The following is a 24,290-nucleotide window of genomic DNA, read 5'->3' as shown; positions in this document are numbered from 1 at the left end:
CGATGCGACAGATTCTTCTCCTGATTCTTCTCTTCTTCGCGGGTTCGTGGCTCGCGCGCAAGCTGCGCCACGCGCAGGAACAGGCGCAGGCGCGCGCCGGTCGCGGCGCCGGTAACGGCGGTGCGCCCGGCGCCGGTGCCGCGCGCCCGAACGGCGATGCACGCTCGCTGCCCGAACCGATGGTGCGCTGCGCCGAGTGCGGCGTGCATGCGCCGAAGGGCGATGCCATCGCCGCGAGCGGCGAATACTTCTGCAGCGCCGAGCATGCGCAGCGCCACGCCGCGCGCGTGAACGGCCGCGACGCCCGATGAGCGACGCGCCGGTGTTGTCGGTCGACGCGAACGGCTGGGTGCGCGAAGCGCGCCATGCGCCGTCGCCGAACTTCGAGGCGCGGCCCGCGGGTGCGGTGCCGACGCTCGTGGTCGTCCACAACATCAGCCTGCCGCCCGGCGAATTCGGCGGCGACGCGATCGAGGCGCTGTTCCTGAATCGTCTCGACTGCGATGCGCACCCCTATTACCAGAGCCACCTGCGCGGCGTGCGCGTGTCAGCCCATTTCCTGATCCGTCGCGGCGGCGAGCTCGTGCAGTTCGTGTCGTGCGACGAGCGCGCATGGCATGCGGGCTCGTCCGAGTTCTTCGGCCGCACGCGCTGCAACGACTTCTCGATCGGCATCGAGCTCGAGGGGGCCGACGACGTGCCGTTCGACGATGCGCAATACGCGGTGCTCGCCGCGCTCTCGCGCGCGCTCGCCGCGCGCTACCCGGTCGATGCGTTCGCCGGGCATTCGGACGTCGCGCCGGGCCGCAAGACCGACCCGGGCCCGCATTTCGATTGGCAACGCTTCGCGAGCGATGCCGGTTTTTCCGCCGAATACTTTCCTTTCCGTCAGCACTGATCGCGGGGTTTTTTGATCGGAGAAAGTTTTTTCTCCGACCAATGCCTTGCCGTGTCTGCGCGTGAGCGATGTCAAGACCTCTATCGCAAATTATCCGTTTGGACGTCCTCCGAATGTCCACTATACTTGGTGCCAGTTGAGCGGTTCTGTACTAGATATAGTGTGTGTCGCAGGGGAAAACCCGAGCGGCACCGGCCGGCGGGCAACGTCGGCGGACAGGGTTCTCAAGGCGGCGCGTCAGGCCGGGCGGTCCGGGCGTCGCGACCAGCGCAGCGAACATCGACGGGGCAGGGTACACATGACGAAGCACACGACCGGCCGGGTTGTCGCGCATCGACCGAACCGGCTTCCCCGGCGCATCGCTCGCCTCTTACCGCTCGCGCACCGCATTGCGCAGCGTTCGTTTTAATCCGCGGTTCTCTCCGCACCATCCAACACCAGGAGCTTTGCACATGCAAACCACCGACAACGCGACGTCCCAGTACGAGAGCGCCTCGAGCCGTCCGCTCGGCGGGACCGAACAGGGCGCGAAGGCGCTCGCGCCGCAGGCCACGTTCGCCGACTACAAGGTGATCCGCCGCAACGGCAGCGTGGTGTCGTTCGAACCCTCGAAGATCGCGATCGCGGTGACCAAGGCTTTCCTGGCCGTCAATGGCGGGCAGGGCGCGGCATCGGCGCGCGTACGCGAGCAGGTCGAGCAACTGACGCACAACGTCGTTCGCGCGCTCGTGCGCAGCCGCCCGAACGGCGGTACGTTCCATATCGAAGACATCCAGGATCAGGTCGAACTCGCGCTGATGCGCGGCGGCGAGCACAACGTCGCGCGTGCGTACGTGCTGTACCGCGAGAAGCGTCACCTCGAGCGCCAGCATGCGGGCGAGGAAGCGGCGGCAGCGGGCGGCGAGTCGACCACCGGCATCAACGTCGTCGACAACGGCGTCACGCGCCCGCTCGACCTGAACGCGCTGCGCGCGCTGATCGTGTCGGCGTGCGACGGCCTCGGCGCTGCGGTTAACCCTGACCCGATCGTCGCGGAGACGGTGAAGAACCTGTACGACGGCGTGCCGATGAGCCAGGTCTACGACTCGGCGATCCTCGCGGCGCGCACGATGATCGAAAAGGATCCGGCATACAGCCAGGTCACGGCCCGCATCCTGCTGCACACGATCCGTCGCGAGATCCTCGGCGAGGAAGTCGTGCAGGCCGAGATGTCGACCCGCTACGCCGAATACTTCCCGCAGTTCCTGAAGCGCGGCGTGGACGCCGGCCTGCTCGACGACAAGCTGCTGCAGTTCGACCTGAAGCGCCTCGGCGAAGCGCTCGACGCGAACCGCGACCTGCAGTTCGGCTACCTCGGCCTGCAGACGCTGTACGACCGCTACTTCCTGCACGTCGAAGGCACCCGCATCGAAATGCCGCAGGCATTCTTCATGCGCGTCGCGATGGGCCTGTCGCTGAACGAGATCGACCGCGAAACGCGCGCGATCGAGTTCTACAACGTGCTGTCGAGCTTCGACTTCATGAGCTCGACGCCGACGCTGTTCAACTCGGGCACGCACCGCTCGCAGCTGTCGTCGTGCTACCTGACGACGGTCGCGGACGATCTCGACGGCATCTATGAAGCGCTGAAGGAAAACGCGCTGCTGTCGAAGTTCGCCGGCGGCCTCGGCAACGACTGGACGCGCGTGCGCGCACTCGGCTCGCATATCAAGGGCACGAACGGCAAGTCGCAAGGCGTGGTCCCGTTCCTGAAGGTCGTGAACGACACGGCCGTCGCGGTGAACCAGGGCGGCAAGCGCAAGGGCGCGGTCTGCGCGTACCTCGAATCGTGGCACCTCGACATCGAGGAGTTCCTCGAGCTGCGCAAGAACACCGGCGACGATCGCCGCCGCACGCACGACATGAACACGGCGAACTGGATTCCCGACCTGTTCATGAAGCGCGTGATGGAAGGCGCCGACTGGACGCTGTTCTCGCCGTCGACCTGCCCGGACCTGCACGACAAGTTCGGCGCGGAATTCGAGGCGGCTTACACGGCTTACGAAGACAAGGTCGCGCGCGGCGAGATCAAGCTGTTCAAGAAGATCCCGGCGCAGCAGCTCTGGCGCAAGATGCTCGGCATGCTGTTCGAGACGGGCCACCCGTGGATCACGTTCAAGGATCCGTGCAACGTGCGCTCGCCGCAGCAGCACGTCGGCGTCGTCCACTCGTCGAACCTGTGCACGGAAATCACGCTGAACACGAGCGACACCGAAATCGCGGTGTGCAACCTCGGCTCGGTGAACCTCGTCGCCCACCTGGTGAAGCAGGCCGACGGCAGCTACGCGCTCGACCACGACAAGCTCAAGCGCACGATCAGCGTCGCGATGCGCATGCTCGACAACGTGATCGACATCAACTACTACGCGGTGCCGAAGGCGCGTAACTCGAACCTGAAGCACCGCCCGGTCGGCATGGGCATCATGGGCTTCCAGGACTGCCTGCACCTGCTGCGCACGCCGTACGCGTCGCAAGCGGCGGTCGAGTTCGCCGACCGTTCGATGGAAGCCGTCTGCTACTACGCGTACTACGCGTCGACCGAGCTGGCCGAGGAGCGCGGCCGCTACTCGAGCTACCGCGGCTCGCTGTGGGATCGCGGCATCCTCCCGCAGGACACGCTGAAGCTGCTGACGGAAGCGCGCGGCGGCTACGTCGAGGTCGACACGTCGGAATCGCTCGACTGGACGACGCTGCGTGCGCGGATCGCCACGCACGGCATGCGCAACTCGAACTGCGTCGCGATCGCGCCGACGGCGACGATCTCGAACATCATCGGCGTGTCGGCCTGTATCGAGCCGACCTTCCAGAACCTGTACGTGAAGTCGAACCTGTCGGGCGAATTCACGGTGGTGAACGAATATCTCGTCCGTGACCTGAAGGAGCGCGGCCTGTGGGACGAAGTGATGGTCGCCGACCTGAAGTACTTCGACGGCATGCTGTCGCGCATCGACCGCATCCCGGCCGACCTGCGCGCGATCTACGCGACCGCGTTCGAGGTCGACCCGACGTGGCTGGTCGAAGCGGCATCGCGTCGCCAGAAGTGGATCGACCAGGCGCAGTCGCTGAACATCTACATGGGCGGCGCGTCGGGCAAGAAGCTCGACGAGGTGTACAAGCTCGCATGGCTGCGCGGCCTGAAGACGACCTACTACCTCCGTACGATGGCGGCGACGCACGTCGAGAAGTCGACGGTCGCGCACGGCGCGCTGAACGCGGTGCCGACGGGCGGTGCGGGCAGCGGCGGTGCAGGCGGTTCGGGCAGCGGCGGCGCGCAAGGCGCGGCGGGCGGCTTCGGTGCGGCAGGCGGCGCTGCATCGTCGGGTACGGTCAACGCGGCGCCGGCGCTCGCGCCGGTGGAAGCAGACGGTCCGGTGTGCACGATGCGTCCGGGCGACCCCGGCTTCGACGAGTGCGAAGCGTGCCAGTAACGCAGTGCGCCTGACCTGAGAAGCAGGCCTGGGCGGCGCGCACGACGACCGATCGAGGTTGAAGTGTGCGCCGCTCTCAACTAAAAAAATGATAAGGAATCTGTAACGCGACACCTGCGTTGCAGGCAGTGACAAGCGATCGAAACAGCCCCGACGACGTCGCGTTTCGATCAGCGTTCGACGCGTCGAGCGCACCTCGCGATACAAGCGCGACTCACGTCGCGCGCTGCATGAATGACGATGCGTTGCTCAAAGTGTTGTATCGAGGTCGCAACGCGAATCGAAAAAAGGATTTTTCGTGAGCGAACCCTTTTATCGCTCAGGAAAAGATGGTACAAACCGTTCTAAATTGATGGTGAGAATTTATGCTCAACTGGGATGACGAGAAGACTGCCGTAACCCCCGCGAGCGGAGCGCAGCAAAACGCGATGCGCACCTCCGCCGGGATGGCTGTCGGAATGCAGGCTGCAACGCCTGCCGCCCATCAGGTCCGTGACATTTTCGAAGGCGATCTTGCGGTGCCGCCGCAAGCATCGGCTGTTCCCGCCGGCGGTACGGAAGCGCGGGTCAATGTCGCCGACAAGCGCATCATCAACGGCCAGACTGACGTCAATCAGCTGGTGCCGTTCAAGTACAAGTGGGCGTGGGAAAAGTATCTGGCCGGTTGCGCGAACCACTGGATGCCGCAGGAAATCAACATGTCCCGCGACATCGCACTGTGGAAGGACCCGAACGGTCTGACCGAGGACGAGCGCCGCATCGTGAAGCGCAACCTCGGCTTCTTCGTGACGGCCGATTCGCTCGCGGCGAACAACATCGTGCTCGGCACGTACCGCCACATCACGGCGCCCGAGTGCCGGCAGTTCCTGCTGCGCCAGGCGTTCGAGGAAGCGATCCACACGCACGCGTACCAATACATCGTCGAATCGCTCGGCCTCGACGAAGGCGAGATCTTCAACGCGTATCACGAGGTCACGTCGATCCGCGCGAAGGACGAATTCCTGATCCCGTTCATTCATACGCTGACGGACCCGGCCTTCAAGACCGGCACGCTCGAAGCGGATCAGAAGCTGCTGAAGTCGCTGATCGTGTTCGCCTGCATCATGGAAGGCCTGTTCTTCTATGTCGGGTTTACGCAGATCCTCGCACTCGGCCGCCAGAACAAGATGACGGGTGCTGCAGAGCAATATCAGTACATCCTGCGCGACGAGTCGATGCACTGCAACTTCGGCATCGACCTGATCAACCAGATCAAGCTCGAGAACCCGCATCTCTGGACCGCGGAATTCCGCGCCGAGATCCGCGAGCTGTTCAAGCAGGCTGTCGAACTCGAATACCGCTACGCCGAGGACACGATGCCGCGCGGCGTGCTGGGTTTGAACGCGTCGATGTTCAAGAGCTATCTGCGCTTCATCAGCAACCGCCGTTGCCAGCAGATCGGCCTCGACCCGCTGTTCCCGAACGAGGAAAACCCGTTCCCGTGGATGAGCGAGATGATCGACCTGAAGAAGGAACGCAACTTCTTCGAGACGCGTGTGATCGAGTATCAGACGGGGGGCGCGCTGTCCTGGGAATAACCCGCAGCAGCGAACCCGTTACATGATGGAGCAGCCGGTGGCCTCTCGGCCCCGGCCCAAGGTTTAGGAGCAAGAACGCCTGATGCAAAGCATGCCCGGTGCCTTAGCGGCCCAACGATACGACAGGCACTTTGCGAACCCTTCAGTGGGATGGGCAAACTTCCCTCCGGAAAAAGCGGACGGCCGTGTGGCGGTCCGCTTGATCAAGCGATTAGGGGTAGCGGCGCGAGGTGCGCCGGCTACCGACTTGATTTGGCGCGCGAGGCCGGGTGGTCACGCGCGCCATACCGTATTCATTAGCGTAAGCGCGCGGTATCTGCGTACGCCGATGAATAGCCCGCTTCGAAGCGCACGTCCTGAACAGCGTCCGCGGGAAGCGGGTTTTGACGAAGGGTGTAGTTTGAACTGACTCTCATCTGAACCTGAAGGAGAACAACATGGCTACTGCCAAGAAGAAACCGGCTGCTAAGAAGGTTGCTGCAAAGAAGACCGTTGCGAAGAAGGCTGCTGCTCCGGCGAAGAAGGCCGCGGTGAAGAAGGTTGCCGCGAAGAAGGTCGCGGTGAAGAAGGTTGCCGCGAAGAAGGCAGCACCGGCGAAGAAGGCCGCTGCAAAGAAGGTTGCAGCCAAGAAGGTCGCAACGAAGAAGGTTGCAGCCAAGAAAGTCGCAGCGAAGAAGGTCGCGGTGAAGAAGGTTGCTGCAAAGAAGGCAGCACCGGCCAAGAAGGCCGCCGCGAAGAAGGTTGCAGCCAAGAAAGTCGCGGTGAAGAAGGTTGCCGCGAAGAAGGCCGCACCGGCGAAGAAGGCTGCTGCGAAGAAGGCCGCGCCCGCGAAGAAGGCTGCCGCGAAGAAGGCCGCACCGGCGAAGAAGGCTGCCGCGAAGAAGGCTGCGCCCGCCAAGAAGGCTGCCCCTGCGAAGACGGCTGCCGCACCGGCGAAGAAGGCTGCTGCCCCGAAGAAGGCCGTCGTGAAGAAGGCCGCGCCGGCAACGACCGCGTCGACCGCATCGGTTGCGCCGGCATCGGGCGTGAAGACCGCGCTCAACCCGGCAGCAGCATGGCCGTTCCCGACCGGCAGCCGTCCGTAATCGCGGCTGAGCAGCATCACCCGGACACTCATGTGTCCGTGGGTTGAGTAGCGCTACTCAATCAGTCCCGCCATCTGGCTCAGCTCAGGTGGCGGGATTTTTTTCGTCCGTATTCGTCCGTATGGGTCATCGATCGGCGGGCCGACGCGAGCGCGGACGAAAACGGGCGGACGAAAAAAAACGCATGCGCGGCTTCGCACATGCGTTCGACCGCGGCTTGCGCCGCGTGCTGAGGATATCGGTTAGTGCGTGACGCGCGTGACGCCGCCGCTCGACAGCAGGCGTACGCGCTCGCCGGCGCGGAACGCTTCGCCGCTCGCTGCCTGCGTGATCGAGCGCAGGTCGCCGTTGTCGAGACGCACGGTGATTTCGACACCGTTCGCCGTGCTGAGGTTTTCGCCGACCGCGTTGCCCGCGACCGCACCGACGAGGCCGCCGGCGATCGCCGTCAGGATCGAACCTTTGCCGCCGCCGATCGCGCTGCCCGCGACCGCACCGAGTGCGCCGCCGCCGAGCGTGCCGATCGCGCTGCCGCCGCCGTCGGACTGGATGCGCACCGCGCGGACGCTTTCGACCGTGCCCATGCGGACAGTTTGTTCGCGCTGCGCCTGGCCGACGCTATAGACATCCGCCGAACCGGGTGCCGTGAAGCAGCCGGCGAGGGTCAGCGTGGCCGTCAGCATGGCCGCGAGCGTGAGGGTTTTTCTGGTCAACATCTTTGCTCTCCCACAATATTCATTTGAGACTGTAACCGAATGCAGTCTCGAAGCGTGCGTCGATTTCCTCGCGCGTCAGTACGTAAGTCTGGGGCCCTTGATGAGCGATCTTGAGCGAGCCCAACAGGCTCGCGAGGCGGCCCGTGGTTGCCCAGTCGAGACCGTGCTCGATGCCGTACAGCAAGCCGCCCCGGAAGGCGTCGCCGCAGCCGGTCGGATCGGCGATGCGCTCGGCCGGCACGACCGGAATCTGCTCCGTGCCCTGCTTGTGGCGGATGGTCGCGCCGTGCTCGCCGCGCGTAATGACGAGAGCGTCGACCCGACTGGCGATTTCGTCTTCGGACCATCCCGTCTTGTCGCTCACCAGCTTGGCCTCGTAGTCGTTGACCGCTACATAGGTCGCAAGTTCAATGCTGCGGCGCAGCGTCGCACCGTCGAACAGCGGCAGGCCCTGGCCCGGATCGAACACGAACGGCACACCGGCGCGGGCGAGTTCTTCCACGTGCTGCACCATTCCGTCGAAACCGTCCGGGCCGACGATCGCGAGCTTGATGTCCGGCGCGTCGCCCGCATGGTTCAGGTGCGACTGCATCATCGCGCCCGGGTGGAATGCGGTGATCTGGTTGTTGTCGAGATCGGTTGTGATCATCGCCTGCGCGGTGTACGTATCGGGCAGCACGCGCACATGGTCGCGGCGCAGGCCGAGCTGGTCGAACCGGTCGAGATACGGCTGCGCGTCGAACGCGCCCATCGTGGCCATGATGCGCGCATCGCCGCCGAGCAGGTGCAGCGCGTACGCGATGTTGCCCGCACAGCCGCCGAATTCGCGGCGCATCGTCGGCACGAGGAAGCTCAGGTTGATGAGGTGCACCTGGTCGGGCAGGATGTGCTCGCGGAACCGCCCTTCGAAGGTCATGATGGAGTCGTAGGCGATCGAGCCGCAAATCAGCGTAGCCAAGGTGTGCGTTCCTGTAGAAATGAGGGGCCCTGCGCGACAACGCCGCGCGAAGGGCGCGGCGCGGCAGGGGAAAGCGGAAGAAAGCTTACTTCAGTGCGGCGAGCGCTGCATCGTAGTTCGGCTCGTCCTTGATTTCGCCGACGAGTTCCGCGTGGATCACCTTGTCCTGCGCGTCGAGCACCACCACCGCACGCGCGGTCAGGCCGTTCAGCGGGCCGCTCGTCACGTCGACGCCGTACGCGTTCGCGAATGCGCGGCCGGTGCGGAACGTCGATGCCGTCACGACGTTCGCGAGGCCTTCGGTCGTGCAGAAGCGCGTGGCGGCGAACGGCAGGTCGGCGGACACGACGATCACGACCGTGTTGTCGAGCGACGACGCGGCTTCGTTGAACTTGCGGGTGGACGTCGCGCAGGTCGGCGTGTCGAGGCTCGGCACGATGTTCAGCACCTTGCGCTTGCCGGCGAAGCTGGCGAGCGTCAGATCGGCGAGATCCTTGCCGACCAGCTTGAAATCGGCGGCTTGCGCGCCGACAGCCGGGAACGTGCCGGCGAGATCGATCGGGTTGCCACCCAGCGTAACTTTGCTCATGTTCGTGCTCCGAAATAGCGCGCCGCTCGGGCGCGCGGGTTGAGACGGGCGCGCAAGCGCGCCGCGGCGCGTCACGGATAAAAGATCTGGACGCGGAAATTCGAGGCCGGCGTGCCGTTCGTTTCGAGGCGGACGACCATCGTCTGCGTCGTGCCGGGCGGCAGCCCGGCGTCGATCGGCGTGCCCGGGCGCACGTAGTCGCGCGGCGCGAGCACGCGGCGCACGGTGACGTGGTTGGTGTCGTCGAGCAGCGTGAGTTCGAGCGACGGGTACGCGAGCGCGACGCGGTAGCGGTTCGTCAGCGGCACCTTCAGTTCGAGCTCGCGCGGGCCGTCGAGCTGGCGCAGGTCGGTCGCGTCGAGCCGCAATCCGTCGATCGCGCGCGGCGGCGCGACCGTGCAGCCGAGCGGCGCGCACGCCTGCCGGAACCAGCCCTGCGTGGCGGGCCAGGAGATCATCAGCGTTTCGCGCTGCCACCACGCCAGTTGCGCGGCGAGCAGCGCGACCAGCGCGGCCGCGACGAGGCCGCCGAAAAAGCCGCCGAGCATCCCGCGCCGCTGCGGCGCGCGCGTCTCGCGCGTGACGGCGAAGTGTGGACGATCGTCATCGGTCGGTGCGGCGGGGAACGGGACGGCCGGTTGGACGGCCAGTTGGACGGCCGGTTGGACGGCCGGCTGGGCGTCTGGCTGGATGATCGGTTCGTCGGCCGCTGCTGTCGTCGGGGCCTTGTCGTGCCGGGAGAAGGTATCGGGTTCCGATGCGGTTTCGGTTTCGGTAACGGCGGGCGCGGGCCTGAACGCAAAGCGCGGTTCGCGCGGCGCGCGTTCGTCGTCGGGCGCCGCGAAGTGCGCGGGCACGACGGGCTCGACCGGTTCGGCGGCGGTTTCCGTTTCGGGCGGCAGGTGAGCGACGAAGCGCGGCTCGCGCGGATCGCGCTCGACGGGCGCGGGCGACGACGCGGCTTCCCCGGTTTCGTGCGGTTCGTGCGGTTGCGGCGAATGCGGTTCGGCCGGTTGCTCGACGGCTGCCGAGGCATCGAGTTCGGCCGGAGACGACGCGAACGGCTCGGGCGTACCCGACAGATGGACGACGCCGGCTTCCGTGGACGGAAGCGCGAGCGGTATCAGCGGTTCGGTGCGCACGGTCACGGCGCTGTGCTGCAGCGACGGATCGACGCCGCCGTCGAGCCACGGCGCCCACATGTCCCAGCCTTCCGGCTTGTAATCGGCGCCGGTCGGCAATTCGGGCGGCGCGTCGGAGGTGAACAGCCGCGCCGGGGCGGCTTGCTGGCGTGCGTCGCCGCCCTGCGGCGCGGCAGCCGGTTCGGTCAAGGCCGGCTCGGGCTGCCGCGCGTACTCGGGAACGAGCGATTCGGCGGCGTTGAAGACTTCGTGGCAATGCCCGCAGCGCACGAGCCCGTGGTGCAGCGAGAGCTGTTCCTGCTGCAGCCGGAAGACGGTTTCGCAATGAGGGCAGCGCGTCGCAAGAAGCATGTCGAGCCGGGCGGCCTGCTGGCCAGAGTGAAGGACAGCGCTATTCTAATGGCTTTCGCGGCGGGTTCCGGCGAGGCATACCCAACCTTCGTGCTCGCGCCAGACCGAGATGTCGACGTAGCGCGCATAGACGGCCGCCACTTCGTCGGCCTGGCGCGCGAGCACGCCGGACAGCGCGATGCGCCCGCCCGGCTTGACCTTCGACGCGAGCATCGAGGCCATCAGCTTCAGCGGGTTCGACAGGATGTTCGCGACGACGATGTCGAATTCGCCGTCCGGGCAGGCGTCGGGCAGCCCGTACGTGACTTCCGCGCGGTTGCGTTCGCTGTTCTGGCGCGCCGATTCGACCGCCTGCGGATCGATGTCGATGCCGATCACGGGGTTCGCACCGCATTTCTTCGCCAAGATCGCGAGGATGCCCGAGCCGCAGCCGTAGTCGAGCACCGACTGGCCCGGCTTCACCGACTGCTCGAGCCATTCCATGCACAGCCGGGTAGTGGGGTGGCTGCCGGTGCCGAACGCGAGGCCGGGATCGAGCTCGAGGACGAGCGCATCGGGATCGGGCGCGTCGTGCCACGACGGCACGACCCAGATCCGCTCGCCGATCGGGATCGGCTCGAACTGCGACTGCGTGAGCCGCACCCAGTCCTGCTCCTCGACTTCGCGCACGACGAACTTCGGCGTCTCGGCGATGCCGATCTCGTTCGCGGCCGCCGCGAGCAGCACGGCCGGCTCGTGGTCGGCCGACAGCAGCGCGACCACGCGCGAGCGCTGCCACGCGGTGCGATCGGGCACGAGGCCCGGCTCGCCGAAGAGCGGCTGTTCGTCGGGCGTGTCGGCGTCGGCGTCCTCGACGGACACCGACAGCGCGCCGAGCTCGAGCAGCGCGTCGGACAGGGCCTCCGCATGCTCGCGGGCCAGTTCGACGACGAGTTCGCGATAACTCATGCTTACGCTTCTTCCGGTGCGACCTGCTGCTTCTGCGCGAGCCGGTTTTCGAGGTAGTGGATGCTGGTGCCGCCTTCGACGAACTTCGAGTCGATCATCAGCTCGCGGTGCAGCGGGATGTTGGTCTGGATGCCTTCGACGACCATTTCCGACAGCGCGATGCGCATCCGGCGGATCGCCTGTTCGCGCGTCGCGCCGTAGGTGATCAGCTTGCCGATCATCGAATCGTAGTTCGGCGGGACGAAATAACCATTGTACGCGTGCGAATCGACGCGCACGCCGGGGCCGCCCGGCGTATGCCACGACGTGATCCGGCCCGGCGACGGCGTGAACTTGAACGGATCTTCGGCGTTGATCCGGCATTCGATCGCATGCCCGCGGAACTGGATGTCGCGCTGGCGCAGCGCGAGCTTCTCGCCGGCCGCGATGCGGATCTGTTCCTGCACGATGTCGACGCCCGTGATCAGCTCCGATACCGGATGCTCGACCTGCACGCGCGTGTTCATCTCGATGAAGTAGAACTCACCGTTCTCGTACAGGAATTCGAACGTGCCCGCACCGAGGTAGCCCATCTTCTTGCACGCGTCCGCGCAGCGGTCGCCGATGCGGTCGATCAGGCGGCGCGGAATGCCGGGCGCCGGCGCTTCCTCGATCACCTTCTGGTGGCGGCGCTGCATCGAGCAGTCGCGCTCGCCGAGCCAGATCGCGTTCTTGTGCGCGTCCGACAGCACCTGGATCTCGATGTGGCGCGGGTTCTCGAGGAACTTCTCCATGTACACCTGCGGGTTGCCGAACGCACGGCCGGCTTCCTCGCGGGTCATGTTGACCGCGTTGACGAGCGCGGCTTCGGTGTGCACGACGCGCATCCCGCGCCCGCCGCCGCCGCCTGCCGCCTTGATGATGACCGGATAGCCGATCGCGCGCGCAATCTTGACGATCTCCTTCGGATCGTCCGGCAACGCGCCTTCCGAGCCCGGCACGCACGGCACGCCGGTCTTGATCATCGTCTGCTTCGCGGTGACCTTGTCACCCATCATGCGGATCGTTTCCGGACGCGGGCCGATGAACGTGAAGCCCGACTGCTCGACGCGCTCCGCGAAATCGGCGTTCTCCGACAGGAAGCCGTAGCCGGGGTGGATCGCCTCGGCATCGGTGACTTCCGCGGCGCTGATCAGCGCCGGCATGTTCAGGTAGCTCAGGTTCGACGGGGCCGGGCCGATGCAGACGGCTTCGTCCGCGAGGCGCACGTACTTGGCTTCCTTGTCGGCTTCCGAGTAGACGACCACCGTCTTGACGCCGAGTTCGCGGCACGCACGCTGGATGCGCAGCGCGATTTCACCGCGGTTGGCAATGAGGATTTTTTCAAACATAGCGAGTATTCGTCTCTTCGAGGGGCGCGCGAACGGCGCCTGGCGAGCATCGGCGGCGCGCGGCCGGCTGGGCCGCGCGGCGGGCTTAGCCGATCACGAAAAGCGGCTGGCCGTATTCGACGGCCTGGCCGTTCTCGACGAGGATTTCCTTGATCACGCCGGCCTTGTCCGACTCGATCTCGTTGAGCAGCTTCATCGCTTCGATGATGCAGATCGTCTGGCCTTCCTTGACCGTGTCGCCGGCCTGCACGAACGGGTCGGCGCCCGGCGACGGCGCGCGATAGAACGTGCCGACCATCGGCGACGTCACGACGTGGCCCTGCGGAGCGGCCGGTGCGGCTGCAGCGCCGGCGGCCGGCGCGGCGGCGCCTTCGGCCGGCAGCGCGGCCGACGGCGCGGGCGCGCTGACTTGCGGGGCATACCCAGCCGTCGGCTGCACGTAGACCGGCGGCGCGTTCTTGACGATACGCACCTTGCCTTCGCCTTCCGTCACTTCCAGCTCGGAGATGCCGGATTCGGAAACGAGGTCGATCAGAGTTTTCAGCTTACGAAGATCCATCGGGAATTCCCCTTTCAATACGTGAAAGCGCCGGTGAGCGGCCGGCGCTGAATCTAGATCGCGAAATCAGCCGCGCGACGCGCCTTGCAGCTTGTCCAGCGCGTACTCGAGCGCGTACAGATAACCTTTCCAGCCGAGCCCGCAGATCACGCCTTCGGCCTGGTCGGAAAAGTAGGAGTGGTGCCTGAACGCTTCGCGGCGATGCACGTTCGACAGGTGAACCTCGACGAACGGAATGCCAACGCCGGCGATCGCGTCCCGGATCGCAACGCTCGTATGCGTGTACGCGGCCGGGTTGATCAGGATGAAGTCGGTCTGTTCCTCCCGCGCGGCCTGGATGCGGTCGACCAGCGCACCTTCATGGTTGCTCTGGAACGACGACAGTTCGGCGCCGGCCTCCTGGGCGCGCGCGGCAAGCGCCTGATCGATCTGCGCGAGCGTGACGCGGCCGTACACCTCCGGTTCCCGGGTGCCGAGAAGGTTCAGGTTGGGGCCGTGCAACACCAGCAATCGTGTCATGGTCGCTTCTATTTCTGCGGAATTGCGCGAACTTTAGCGCTATTTAGAGAAATTTGTCTAGTTTTGCCGAACGGCCAGACGCGTCGGACCCGCAAGAATTACCGGTGCGGATGCAAAGTATCGGCGAATTCACGCGAAATTGCGGCGAATGAACGGCAAATCACCACGAACGCGCAGGCCGCCGCTTGCGCGGATTACAGCGCGTCGAGCGTCTTTTTCAGCTCGGCCGGCTGGATTTGTCCTAATTTTGTCTCGCGGATCTTGCCGGTTTCGTCGATGACGACGGTAAACGGCAGCGCGCCGGCGGTATTTCCGAAATTGCGGGCCAGATCGGCGCCCGCATAGCCGCTGACGAAGACCGGGTAATCGACCTTCACCTTCTGCAGGAAATTCTTCACGTTCTGCTCGGAATCCACGCCGATTCCGACGAAGCGGATGCCTTTCTGCTTGTACTGATGCGACAGCGCGACGAGCTCGGGCATCTCCTCGACGCACGGGCCGCACCACGACGCCCAGAAATTGACGACGACTTTCTGGCCCTTGAAGGCGGCCAGCGTGGCCGGCTTGCCGTCGACGCCGGTGAGCGACGACGCCCACAGCTGGTCGACCGGACTGCCGTGGGCGGCCGGCGCGGCGACGGCGACGCCGTCGTCGGTCGTGCCGCGGAACCAGTGGCCGGCGGCGATCCCGCCGGCAACGGCGGCGGCCGCGACCACCGCGAGCGCCAACATGCGTTTCATCATCATCGTTGAATCATTCCGGTTCGGAAGGGGCCTCGCCTGCCGCGACGAGTGCGCGCAGTGCGGCGGCGTCCGCGCGGGCGACGCGGCCGCGCGCGTCGGCCTTCACCGCGCCGCGCAGGTCGTCGCTCGCATACAGCGCGAGATGGATGCCGATCGCGTCCACGTCGCGCCGCGGGCGCCACAGGAAACTGAGCGTCTCGACGTCGCCGCGGCCCGCGAAATGCCGCGTCTCGGACACGTCGTACTGGACGTTCTGGTTCAGCAGGTAGATCGCGACGTCCTTCGGGTTGTCGGTGAACGCCTGCAAATGGATATCCGAATGCGCGTTCGCGGTGCCGTTCAGCACGGCGCCCGTCACGTAAGGATGGAACTCGGCGAGCCGGCGCATCCAGTCGAGCGCGATCTCGCGCAGGCGGCGCAGTTCGTCCGGCTGCGTGTCGCTCTGGAACAGCGCGAGGTACTCGCGCAGTTCTTCCTCGATCTGGTCGTTATCCGGCAGCCATTCGCCCGCAACGCGCGAATCGCCCAGCAACTGGCGCGCGGCCTTGCGTTTCGCGCCGGCGTAGTCCAGCCCGTCCTCCGCGATCAGGCGGGCGGCGGACTGGGCGATTTCCTCGCGGACGCGCCGCGGGTCGACAAGAGGTTTGCGAGACATGATCCGGCAATCATACTCGATCGTCGCGGCGCCCGAGCACGGGTGCGGCGGCCCGCCGCCCGAGGGTGGCGGCGCCGTTCGCCCGCATCGTTCGGGCCGCCGGGCATCGCAGGCCGTCAGTTACAATAGTGCTCTTTTGTGTCGCGGCCAGGTCGTTGGCCGGGCGCCGGCCGCACGGCCTCGCCGGCGCGCCGCGCACGCATCCTTTCCGAATCGACGGCGCCCCGGCGGCGCGAAAGCATTCATCTATGCACATCCACATTCTTGGCATCTGCGGCACCTTCATGGGCGGTCTCGCCGTACTCGCACGCGCGGCGGGCCACACGGTGACGGGTTGCGACGCGGGCGTCTATCCGCCGATGAGCACGCAGCTCGAGGCGCAGGGCATCACGCTGATCGACGGCTACGGCGCCGAGCAGATCGACCTGAAGCCGGACCTGTTCGTGATCGGCAACGTCGTCACGCGCGGCAATCCGCTGATGGAGGCGATCCTCGATCGCGGCCTGCCTTACGTGTCCGGCCCGCAGTGGCTCGGCGAGCACGTGCTGGCCGGCAAGTGGGTGCTTGCCGTGGCGGGCACGCACGGCAAGACGACCACGTCGTCGATGCTCGCGTGGCTGCTGGAGGACGCGGGGCTCAACCCGGGCTTCCTGATCGGCGGCGTGCCGCTGAACTTCGGCGTGTCCGCGCGGCTTACCGATTCGAGCTTCTTCGTGATCGAGGCCGACGAGTACGACACGGCATTCTTCGACAAGCGCTCGAAGTTCGTGCACTATCGGCCGCGCACCGCGGTGCTGAACAACCTGGAATTCGATCACGCCGACATCTTCCCCGATCTCGCCGCGATCGAGACGCAATTCCATCATCTGGTGCGCACCGTGCCCGGCGTCGGGCGGATCGTCACGAACGGCCGCTCCGACGCGCTCGAGCGCGTGCTGGCGCGCGGCTGCTGGAGCGAGGTCGAACGCTTCGGCGTCGACGGCGGCTGGCAGGCGCTGCCGGCCGAGGACGGCGTGCCGGTGGACGAACGCTTCGCGGTGTATCGCCAAGCCGAGCGTGTCGGCGAAGTCGCGTGGCAGGTGCAGGGCGACCACAACCGGATGAACGCGCTCGCGGCGATCGCCGCCGCGCGCCACGTCGGCGTGCCGCCCGCGCAGGCGGCCGTTTCGCTCGCCTCGTTCCGCAACGTGAAGCGCCGCATGGAAGTGCGCGGCAGCGTGGACGGCGTGACCGTCTATGACGATTTCGCCCACCATCCAACCGCGATCGACACCACGATCGCCGGCCTTCGCGCGCGCATCGGCCGCAAGAATGCCCGCATCCTCGCCGTGCTGGAGCCGCGCTCGAACACGATGAAGCTCGGCGTGATGAAGTCGCAATTGCCGTCGAGCCTCGCCGACGCCGATCTCGTGTTCGGCTACGGCGCACCGACCGGGCGCGATGCGCTCGGCTGGAATCTTGCCGAAGCGCTCGCGCCGCTCGGCGAGCGTGCGCGCGCATTCGACGACCTGCACGCGCTGGTGAAGGCGGTGGTCGAGGCCGCGCGCCCGGGCGACCATGTGCTCGTGATGAGCAACGGCGGTTTCGGCGGCGTGCACCAGAAGCTGCTCGACGCGCTCGGGAGCCGCACGTGATCCTGTATCTGCACGGCTTCCGGTCGTCGCCGGAATCGCAGAAGTCGCGGCTGCTCGCCGCGCGCATGGCCGAACTCGGCCGCACCGGCGAGTGGCGGTGCCCGTCGCTGTCGGTGTCGCCGCTCGACGCGATCGCGATCGCGGAAGCCGAGGTCGCGGGCGCGCGCGACGTGACCGTGATCGGCAGCTCGCTCGGCGGGTATTACGCGACGTGGCTCGCCGAAAAGCATGGCTGGAAAGCCGTGCTGCTGAATCCGGCGATCGTGCCGCAGCGCGATCTCGAACAGCATCTGGGCGAGCAGCCGCTGTGGCACGGCGGCGGCACGATCGTCGTCGAGCGCCGCCACCTGCACGAACTCGACGCGCTGCGCGTGCCGGCGATCACGCGCGCCGACCGCTACTATCTGTTCGCGGCGACCGGCGACGAAGTGCTCGATTATCGCGAGATGCTCGCCCATTACCCGGGCGCGAAAACCCGCGTGATCGACGGCAGCGATCACGGGATCAGCGAATTTGCCGACTATGTCGACGACGTTCTCGCGTTTTGCGACGGAAAGACGTCATAAACCGGCCGCGTGCCGATCGAATCCCCAACATCATGCGGCGCCGCCGACGCGGCGCCCGGCAGTCTGAACGAGAGTACTGAGTGAACGTTTTCTTCGAGGAATCGGGCAGTTTCAAGGCGGGCAGCGTGCTGTCGCGCCAGGGCGACGCATTTCAGGTCGAGTTGCCCGGCGGGCGGCGCGCGAAGGTGCGCGCGAAAGACGTGCTGATCGAATTCGACAAGCCGGCCGCAAGCGAACTGATGCAGGAGGCCGACACGGCCGCGCAGCAGATCGATCTGGATTTTCTGTGGGAATGCGCGCCGGCCGACGAGTTCGCGTACACGGCGCTGGCCGCCGAATACTTCGGCGCGACGTACGGCCCGGTCGAGCGCGCCGCGCTGGTGCTGCGGCTGCACGGCTCGCCCGTCTATTTTCGCCGCAAGGGGCGCGGCCAGTACCAGCGCGCGCCGGAAGAGCAGCTCAAGATGGCGCTCGCGTCGCTCGAGCGCAAGCGCCAGCAGGCGCTCGTGCAGGCGCAGTATGAAGAGGAACTGAAGGCCGGCAAGCTGCCGGAAGCGTTCGCGGGCAAGGTGCTCGGGCTGCTGACGCGGCCGGACAAGAATTCGATCGAATACAAGGCGATGGAAGCGGCGGCCGGCGCGCGCGGCGTGTCGCCGGCGCGGCTGATGCTCGACTGCGGCGGCATCGAGTCGCCGCGTGCGCTGCACGAAGCGCGCTTTCTCGCGGAATTCTTCCCGCACGGCACGGGCTTTCCGCCCGTCACGGTCGGCCCGCTGCCGGACGACCTGCCGCGCGCGAACGTCGAGGCGTTCTCGATCGACGACATCACGACCACCGAAATCGACGACGCGTTCTCGGTCGAGCACCTGTCCGACGGCCGGGTGCGGATCGGCGTGCACATCGCGGCGCCGGCGCTCGGCATCGTGCGCGGCGACCCGGTCGACGCGATCGCGCGTGCGCGCCTGTCGACCGTCTACATGCCGGGCGACAAGATCACGATGCTGCCGGACGACGTGGTGGACGTGTTCACGCTGAAAGAGGGTGACTATCGCCCGGCGCTGTCGCTGTACATCATCGTCAACCGCGAGACGCAGGAGATCGTCGCGAACGAGACGCGCGCGGAGCTCGTGTTCGTGAAGAGCAACCTGCGCCACAACACGCTCGACGAGCTCGTCAACGAAGAGACGCTCGCGGCCGGCACCGGCGACTATCCGCACAAGGACGACATCGCCGTGCTGTGGCCGCTCGCGCAGGCGCTGTTCGAGAAGCGCCAGGTCGCGCGCGCGGGCTACGGGCTGAAGCGCGAGGTGCAGCGCAACACCGACTACAACTTCTACGTCGAAGGCGAGCACGTGACGATCACGCCGCGCCGCCGCGGCTCGCCGCTCGACCTGATCGTGTCGGAGCTCGCGATCCTCGCGAACTCGACCTGGGGCGCGTTCCTGCACGACCATACGGTGCCGGGCATCTACCGGTCGCAGCGCGGCTTCGGCGCGCCGGGCCCGAAGCGCACGCGGATGCAGACGACGGCCGCGCCGCACGAAGGCCTCGGCGTCGCGCAATACGCGTGGAGCACGTCGCCGCTGCGCCGCTACGTCGACCTCGTGAACCAGTGGCAGCTGCTCGCGTGCGTGCAGCACGGCGTCACCGCGAAGCTCGCCGCGCCGTTCAAGCCGAAGGACGCCGATCTCTACGCGGTCGTGCAGGGCTTCGACGATACGTATACGGCCTACGCCGACTATCAGCGCCGGATGGAGTACTTCTGGTGCCTGCGCTGGCTCGCGCAGGAGCAGAAGAAGCAGGTGGTCGCGAGCGTCGTGAAGGGCGATCTCGTGCGCCTCGAGGAAATCCCGCTGCTGCTGCACGTGCCGGGGCTCGGCGTGCATGCGCGCGGCACGCGCGTGCTGCTCGACGTGATGTCGCTCGACGAGCTGACGATCGAGGCGTCGGTGCGGCTCTTGAACGTGCTCGACGCGCCGACCGTGACGAGCGGCGACGCGGCCGACGAAGAGGATGACGCCGAAGGCGGCGACGATACGCTGGTCGACGCGCAAGACGCGTCGGCGCAAGCCGAGGCCGAGGCGCTGGCCGAATCGGGCGACGCGGCGGCAGAGGGCGGCGAGGCCGCGGGCGGTAACGACGGCGAAGCGGGGCGCGCATCATGAACGCAACTGCGTCGATGAGCGGCGTCGACCGCTATGTCGTGTTCGGCAACCCGGTGGCGCACAGCAAGTCGCCGTTCATCCACGCGCAGTTCGCCGCGCAGACCGGCGAGCCGATCGAGTACACGCACCGGCTCGCGCCGGTCGACGGGTTCGAGGCCGCGGTGCGCGCGTTCGTCGCCGAAGGCGGACGCGGCGCGAACGTGACGGTGCCGTTCAAGCTCGACGCGCATGCGCTCGCCGATACGCTGTCGCCGCGCGCGGCGGCGGCCGGTGCGGTGAACACGCTGCGCATCGACGCCGACGGCCGCCTCCATGGCGACAACACCGACGGCGTCGGCCTCGTGCGCGACATCGAGGCGAATCTCGGCGTGTCGCTCGCCGGTGCGCGCATCCTGCTGCTCGGCGCGGGCGGCGCCGCGCGCGGCGTCGTGCTGCCGCTGCTCGACCGCGCGCCGCTGTCGATCGAAATCGTGAATCGCACCGCGAGCAAGGCCGAGGCGCTCGTCGGCCAGTTCATGCAGGCCGCGCACGATGCGGGCTGCACGCTCGCGGGCGGCGGCCCCGGCGTCGTGCGCGCCGAGCCGTACGACGTGGTGATCAATGCGACGGCCGGCAGCCTCGATGCCGCGCTGCCGGAATGCGACGCGGCCGCGTTCGGCACGGGCACGCTCGCGTACGACATGATGTACGGCGCGCAGCCGACCGTGTTCATGCAGCACGCGGCGTCGCTCGGCGCGCGCACGGCCGACGGGCTCGGGATGCTCGTCGAACAGGCCGCCGAATCGTTCTTCATCTGGCGCGGCGTGCGGCCGGACGGTGCGCCGGTGCTGGCCGCGCTGCGCCAGGCGCTCGCGGCGAGCTGAACGGAGCGGCACGTGGTGGCGGTGAGCGGCATGCAGCGCACGCGTACGGTGAGCGTCGCTCGCTGGCTCGTCTACGCAGGGTCGGTGTTCGCGCTCGCGTGGCTCGCGACGCAACTGTTCTATCTCGCGCAGATCGCGCTGTGGTCGTTCGTGAATCCGGGCTCGACCGCATTCATGCGCACCGACGCGTGGTGGCTGTCGCGCGACACGCCGCCCGCGCAGATCCGGCACCAGTGGGTGCCGTACGACCAGATCTCGCGCAACCTGAAGCGGGCGCTGATCGCCTCCGAGGATTCGACGTTCGCGACCAACAACGGCTACGACGTCGACGCGATCCTGCAGGCGTGGGAGAAGAACAAGGCGCGCGGCAGGATCGTCGCGGGCGGCTCGACGATCACGCAGCAGCTCGCCCGCAACCTGTTCCTGTCGCGCGAGAAGAGCTACATCCGCAAGGGGCAGGAGCTCATCATCACGTGGATGCTCGAAACGGTGCTCGACAAGGAACGCATCTTCGAGGTCTACCTGAATTCGGTCGAATGGGGCCGCGGCGTGTACGGCGCCGAGGCGGCCGCACGCTATTACTACAGGATTCCCGCGAGCCGGCTCGGCGCGTGGCAGTCGGCGCGTCTCGCGGTCATGCTGCCGAAGCCGCGCTGGTTCGACGCGCATCGCGGCTCGGCCTACCAGGCGCAGCGTGCGGCGGTCATCGCGCGCCGGATGGGGGCGGCCGAGCTGCCGCAATCCGAGTAAGCGGCGCCGCGCCGCTGCATTGTCCGTTCTGCCGTTGGCGCACGGTTGCTGCACCGCAGCGCATTCGTGTCGCAATCATGTCGGGCCGGATCCTTTAGACGAATCCGTCTATTTCGATTTCCTGAGCAATATCGGCGACTACCTGCTTTTGTTGACCGACATCGCACGAAACGGGTGCTTTTTTAGTCGTTTCCCGTCAACGCGAAAGTCGGCGAAAGCGACGTGAAATGCAACGTTTCGCGAATCGAAGCATTCCTGAAAGGTGTGCGCCGCACCGGCCGCACGCCAAATATTTCCAAATTTTTCAAAGCCGGCGGGCTCGCGTATATTGGCCGGCGCCTCGGCTCATCGGCCGCAATCGAGGCGGGGGGCGGCTTATCCGGCTGCTCGACACGAAAAACATCCGAGAGAAGGAACGCAACGATGCCAGCGAGCAAAGCGAAGCTGTTGTTGGGGGTGGTGTGTTCTTCGCTGATTCTGACGGCCTGCAACGACGACGTGACGTCGTCCGCTGCGGCGAGCGCCGCGAATTCAGCCGATCCCGCCGGTCAGGTCGACCGCGCGTACAACGATCCGAACAGTTATTCGTCGAGTGCCACCGCGTCGCTCGACGCGGCCGCCGCGGTCGAAAAGGCGGCCGTCACGCACCACCAGATCACGCTGAACGGCAAGACGATCCGGTACACGGCCACCGCCGGCCACCTCGTCGCGCGCAATCCGCAGACGGGCGCGCCCGAAGCGTCGTTCTTCTACGTCGCCTACACGGCCGACAACCAGCCCGCCGCGAAGCGGCCCGTCACGTTGCTGTACAACGGCGGCCCCGGTTCGGCCTCGGTGTGGCTGCATCTCGGCTCGTTCGGCCCGCGCCGGATCCAGACCGGCGACCCGAACGCGAACACGTCGACGTTCCCGTTCGTCGACAACCAGGACACGCTGCTCGACACGACCGACCTCGTGTTCGTCGATGCGATCGGCACCGGCTTTTCGGAGGCGATCGCGCCGAACACGAACCAGACGTTCTGGGGCGTCGACCAGGACGCCGGCGCATTCCGCGATTTCGTGACGCGCTACCTGAACGTGAACCAGCGCGGCGCTTCGCCGAAATACCTGTTCGGCGAGTCGTACGGCACGCCGCGCACCGACGTGCTCGCGAACCTGCTCGAGACGGCCGGCGTGAAGCTCGACGGCATCGTGCTGCAGTCGTCGATCCTGAACTACAACACCAACTGCGACATGGCGAGCGACTATGTCGGCAACTCGAACAACGGCGCGAGCCCGGTGAGCTGCGCGGGCTTCGTGCCGTCGTACGGCACGGTCGGCGCGTACTATCAGCTCGACAACCCGAACCCGTCGAACCTGCCGCAGTATGCGGACCAGATGCGCCTGCTGACGGCCGGCAGCTACGCGCCCGCCGTGAACGCGTACCTCGCGAGCCACACGCCACCGCCGCCGAACCTGGTCACGACGATGGTGAATTCGACCGGCGTGAAGCAGGCGCTGTGGAATGCGGACTTCAACGTGGTCCCGACCTTCTTCGACAACAGCTTCCAGTTGTCGCTCGTTCCGGGCACGCTGATCGGCCGCTACGACGCACGCGTGAACGTGCCCCTGTCGAGCCCGCTCGCGGCCGACGGCGATCCGTCCAGCTCGTTCATCACGAAGCCGTTCACCGACACGATCGGCAGCTACCTGCCGAACGAACTCAAGTACACCGCGCAGTCGGCCTACTCGGTGAGCAGCAATGCGATCAACACGTGGGACTGGACGCACGACGGCCTCGCGATGCCCGACACGATCCCCGATCTGGCCGCGGCGCTGACGCTGAATCCGCAATTGAAGGTGCTGTCGCTGAACGGGTATCACGACATCGCGACGCCGTTCTACCAGACCGAGCTCGACCTCGCGCGGCTCGGCACGCAACCGAACCTGACGATCAAGGACTATCAGGGCGGGCACATGGTCTATCTCGACGATACGTCGCGTCCGCAGGAGAAAGCCGACCTCGTGACCTTCTACAACGCGGCCGCGCACTGATGCGCGAGGCCGGCGACAGGTGCCCTCGGCGGCGCCGCTCGCCGGCAGTCGACCTCATTCCAGACTGGAGCCTGACATGAAGAATCGTTTCATCGTCGTTGCCGCGGCGCTTGCATGCGTCTGCGCCGCCACATCCATTTCCGCGTTCGCACAGGCGAGCGACGCCGTCGCGCCGGCGCGTGCGCGCCAGGCGCAGCTCGGCGATCCGTACGTGCCGCCGGCCGCGCGCCACGCGAGCGCCGGCACGCAGACGACCGGCGCCGCACTGCATGCGCAGGTGGTGCGCAAGCTCGCGCGGCAGTTCAGCGCGGCCGACACGCAGAACACGGGTTCGATCACCGAGTCGCAGGCGCGCGCGGCCGGCCTCGGCTACGTCGCGAACCACTTCCGGCAGATCGATGCGGGCGGCAGCGGCCGCGTGTCGTTCGCCGACGTACAGCGCTACATGCAGGCGCGCGGCACGAGCCAGCAGTAAGCGCGGGACGCGGGGAGCAAACGGGGGCGGAACCTGCGGCACGGCGGGTTCCGCCCCCGTGCGCATCGCCGGGCGGTTGCGCGAGCCCCCGGGTCGATCTCGCCTGAATTCTCATTATCTGGACAACGCATTCAAATATTGGAGCCGAGTGCGTGCGCTCCTACAATCCGAAGCACATCGACAGCTTCGGACCCACGCATCGCGCGGCGCCCGTCGCACACGGAGA

General features: G+C 66.7%; 23 protein-coding genes. 13 read left to right on the top strand and 10 right to left on the bottom strand.

The annotated features are described in order from the left end of the window. Positions 1–2: 2 nt before the first annotated feature. From QZM15_RS08320 to QZM15_RS08295, 6 genes are all read left to right on the top strand, one after another. Positions 3–311 carry a PP0621 family protein gene (locus QZM15_RS08320; protein WP_060965545.1) on the top strand — a complete coding sequence of 103 codons (309 nt, stop codon included), beginning with the start codon at positions 3–5 and terminating at the stop codon, positions 309–311. After that, a complete protein-coding gene (ampD, locus tag QZM15_RS08315; RefSeq protein WP_059580913.1) occupies positions 308–898 on the top strand; it encodes a 1,6-anhydro-N-acetylmuramyl-L-alanine amidase AmpD in 591 nt (196 codons plus the stop codon). The genes QZM15_RS08320 and ampD overlap by 4 nt, the downstream gene beginning before the upstream one ends. A gap of 452 nt (positions 899–1,350) precedes the next feature. Continuing rightward, positions 1,351–4,365: a ribonucleoside-diphosphate reductase subunit alpha gene (locus QZM15_RS08310; RefSeq protein WP_059580916.1), complete on the top strand. Its 3,015-nt coding sequence runs from the start codon at positions 1,351–1,353 to the stop codon at positions 4,363–4,365. 365 nt (positions 4,366–4,730) lie between these two features. After that, positions 4,731–5,942 carry a ribonucleotide-diphosphate reductase subunit beta gene (locus QZM15_RS08305; RefSeq protein ID WP_006476978.1) on the top strand — a complete coding sequence of 404 codons (1,212 nt, stop codon included), beginning with the start codon at positions 4,731–4,733 and terminating at the stop codon, positions 5,940–5,942. An 82-nt stretch (positions 5,943–6,024) separates the two neighbouring features. Continuing rightward, a complete protein-coding gene (locus QZM15_RS08300) occupies positions 6,025–6,351 on the top strand; it encodes a hypothetical protein (protein ID WP_081059043.1) in 327 nt (108 codons plus the stop codon). Positions 6,352–6,379: 28 nt separating this feature from the next. Next, entirely contained in the window at positions 6,380–7,027 is a 648-nt protein-coding gene (locus tag QZM15_RS08295) for a histone H1-like DNA-binding protein (RefSeq protein ID WP_081059044.1), read from the top strand. A gap of 242 nt (positions 7,028–7,269) precedes the next feature. Here the strand turns inward: QZM15_RS08295 and QZM15_RS08290 are convergent, their stop codons facing one another. From QZM15_RS08290 to QZM15_RS08245, 10 genes are all read right to left on the bottom strand, one after another. Further along, the gene (locus tag QZM15_RS08290; protein ID WP_059580922.1) at positions 7,270–7,743 is read right to left on the bottom strand and encodes a glycine zipper 2TM domain-containing protein; all 474 of its coding nucleotides are present in this window, start codon (positions 7,741–7,743) and stop codon (positions 7,270–7,272) included. Between the two features lie 19 nt (positions 7,744–7,762). Further along, complete coding sequence (locus tag QZM15_RS08285) at positions 7,763–8,701, bottom strand: carbohydrate kinase family protein (RefSeq protein ID WP_059580925.1); 939 nt, start codon at positions 8,699–8,701, stop codon at positions 7,763–7,765. A gap of 85 nt (positions 8,702–8,786) precedes the next feature. Further along, complete coding sequence (gene tpx / locus QZM15_RS08280) at positions 8,787–9,290, bottom strand: thiol peroxidase (protein ID WP_050013872.1); 504 nt, start codon at positions 9,288–9,290, stop codon at positions 8,787–8,789. Positions 9,291–9,361: 71 nt separating this feature from the next. After that, a complete protein-coding gene (locus QZM15_RS08275) occupies positions 9,362–10,783 on the bottom strand; it encodes a zinc-ribbon and DUF3426 domain-containing protein (protein ID WP_302106167.1) in 1,422 nt (473 codons plus the stop codon). 45 nt (positions 10,784–10,828) lie between these two features. Next, a complete protein-coding gene (gene prmA / locus QZM15_RS08270; RefSeq protein ID WP_099316055.1) occupies positions 10,829–11,731 on the bottom strand; it encodes a 50S ribosomal protein L11 methyltransferase in 903 nt (300 codons plus the stop codon). 2 nt (positions 11,732–11,733) lie between these two features. Next, positions 11,734–13,101, bottom strand: a complete 1,368-nt coding sequence (gene accC, locus QZM15_RS08265; RefSeq protein WP_059638042.1) for an acetyl-CoA carboxylase biotin carboxylase subunit — start codon at positions 13,099–13,101, stop codon at positions 11,734–11,736. Between the two features lie 85 nt (positions 13,102–13,186). Further along, positions 13,187–13,660, bottom strand: a complete 474-nt coding sequence (gene accB, locus QZM15_RS08260; protein WP_059638044.1) for an acetyl-CoA carboxylase biotin carboxyl carrier protein — start codon at positions 13,658–13,660, stop codon at positions 13,187–13,189. Positions 13,661–13,726: 66 nt separating this feature from the next. Further along, complete coding sequence (gene aroQ, locus QZM15_RS08255) at positions 13,727–14,179, bottom strand: type II 3-dehydroquinate dehydratase (protein WP_040143361.1); 453 nt, start codon at positions 14,177–14,179, stop codon at positions 13,727–13,729. A gap of 194 nt (positions 14,180–14,373) precedes the next feature. Beyond that, positions 14,374–14,925 carry a TlpA disulfide reductase family protein gene (locus tag QZM15_RS08250; RefSeq protein WP_059638048.1) on the bottom strand — a complete coding sequence of 184 codons (552 nt, stop codon included), beginning with the start codon at positions 14,923–14,925 and terminating at the stop codon, positions 14,374–14,376. A 7-nt stretch (positions 14,926–14,932) separates the two neighbouring features. Then, the gene (locus tag QZM15_RS08245; RefSeq protein ID WP_059580939.1) at positions 14,933–15,577 is read right to left on the bottom strand and encodes a hypothetical protein; all 645 of its coding nucleotides are present in this window, start codon (positions 15,575–15,577) and stop codon (positions 14,933–14,935) included. Positions 15,578–15,825: 248 nt separating this feature from the next. Between QZM15_RS08245 and mpl the strand changes: the two genes are divergently transcribed. From mpl to QZM15_RS08210, 7 genes are all read left to right on the top strand, one after another. After that, positions 15,826–17,211, top strand: a complete 1,386-nt coding sequence (mpl, locus tag QZM15_RS08240) for a UDP-N-acetylmuramate:L-alanyl-gamma-D-glutamyl-meso-diaminopimelate ligase (RefSeq protein WP_124861671.1) — start codon at positions 15,826–15,828, stop codon at positions 17,209–17,211. Further along, the gene (locus QZM15_RS08235) at positions 17,208–17,777 is read left to right on the top strand and encodes a YqiA/YcfP family alpha/beta fold hydrolase (RefSeq protein ID WP_060965552.1); all 570 of its coding nucleotides are present in this window, start codon (positions 17,208–17,210) and stop codon (positions 17,775–17,777) included. The genes mpl and QZM15_RS08235 overlap by 4 nt, the downstream gene beginning before the upstream one ends. Positions 17,778–17,857: 80 nt before the next feature. Next, entirely contained in the window at positions 17,858–19,942 is a 2,085-nt protein-coding gene (locus tag QZM15_RS08230; protein ID WP_060312609.1) for an RNB domain-containing ribonuclease, read from the top strand. Further along, on the top strand, positions 19,939–20,805 hold the full coding sequence (aroE, locus tag QZM15_RS08225; protein ID WP_089464529.1) for a shikimate dehydrogenase: 867 nt from the start codon (positions 19,939–19,941) through the stop codon (positions 20,803–20,805). Before QZM15_RS08230 ends, aroE begins: the two co-directional genes overlap by 4 nt. 12 nt (positions 20,806–20,817) lie before the next feature. Further along, positions 20,818–21,555, top strand: a complete 738-nt coding sequence (gene mtgA, locus QZM15_RS08220) for a monofunctional biosynthetic peptidoglycan transglycosylase (RefSeq protein WP_302106166.1) — start codon at positions 20,818–20,820, stop codon at positions 21,553–21,555. 423 nt (positions 21,556–21,978) lie between these two features. Then, positions 21,979–23,589 carry a S10 family peptidase gene (locus tag QZM15_RS08215; RefSeq protein WP_302106165.1) on the top strand — a complete coding sequence of 537 codons (1,611 nt, stop codon included), beginning with the start codon at positions 21,979–21,981 and terminating at the stop codon, positions 23,587–23,589. Positions 23,590–23,665: 76 nt separating this feature from the next. After that, entirely contained in the window at positions 23,666–24,064 is a 399-nt protein-coding gene (locus tag QZM15_RS08210; RefSeq protein ID WP_099316057.1) for an EF-hand domain-containing protein, read from the top strand. Positions 24,065–24,290 lie beyond the last annotated feature (226 nt).

Origin of the sequence: Burkholderia sp. AU44665, from assembly GCF_030504405.1 — a bacterium.
GTDB classification, from domain to species: domain Bacteria; phylum Pseudomonadota; class Gammaproteobacteria; order Burkholderiales; family Burkholderiaceae; genus Burkholderia; species Burkholderia semiarida.
This window is presented reverse-complemented; position numbering and strand designations above follow the sequence as displayed.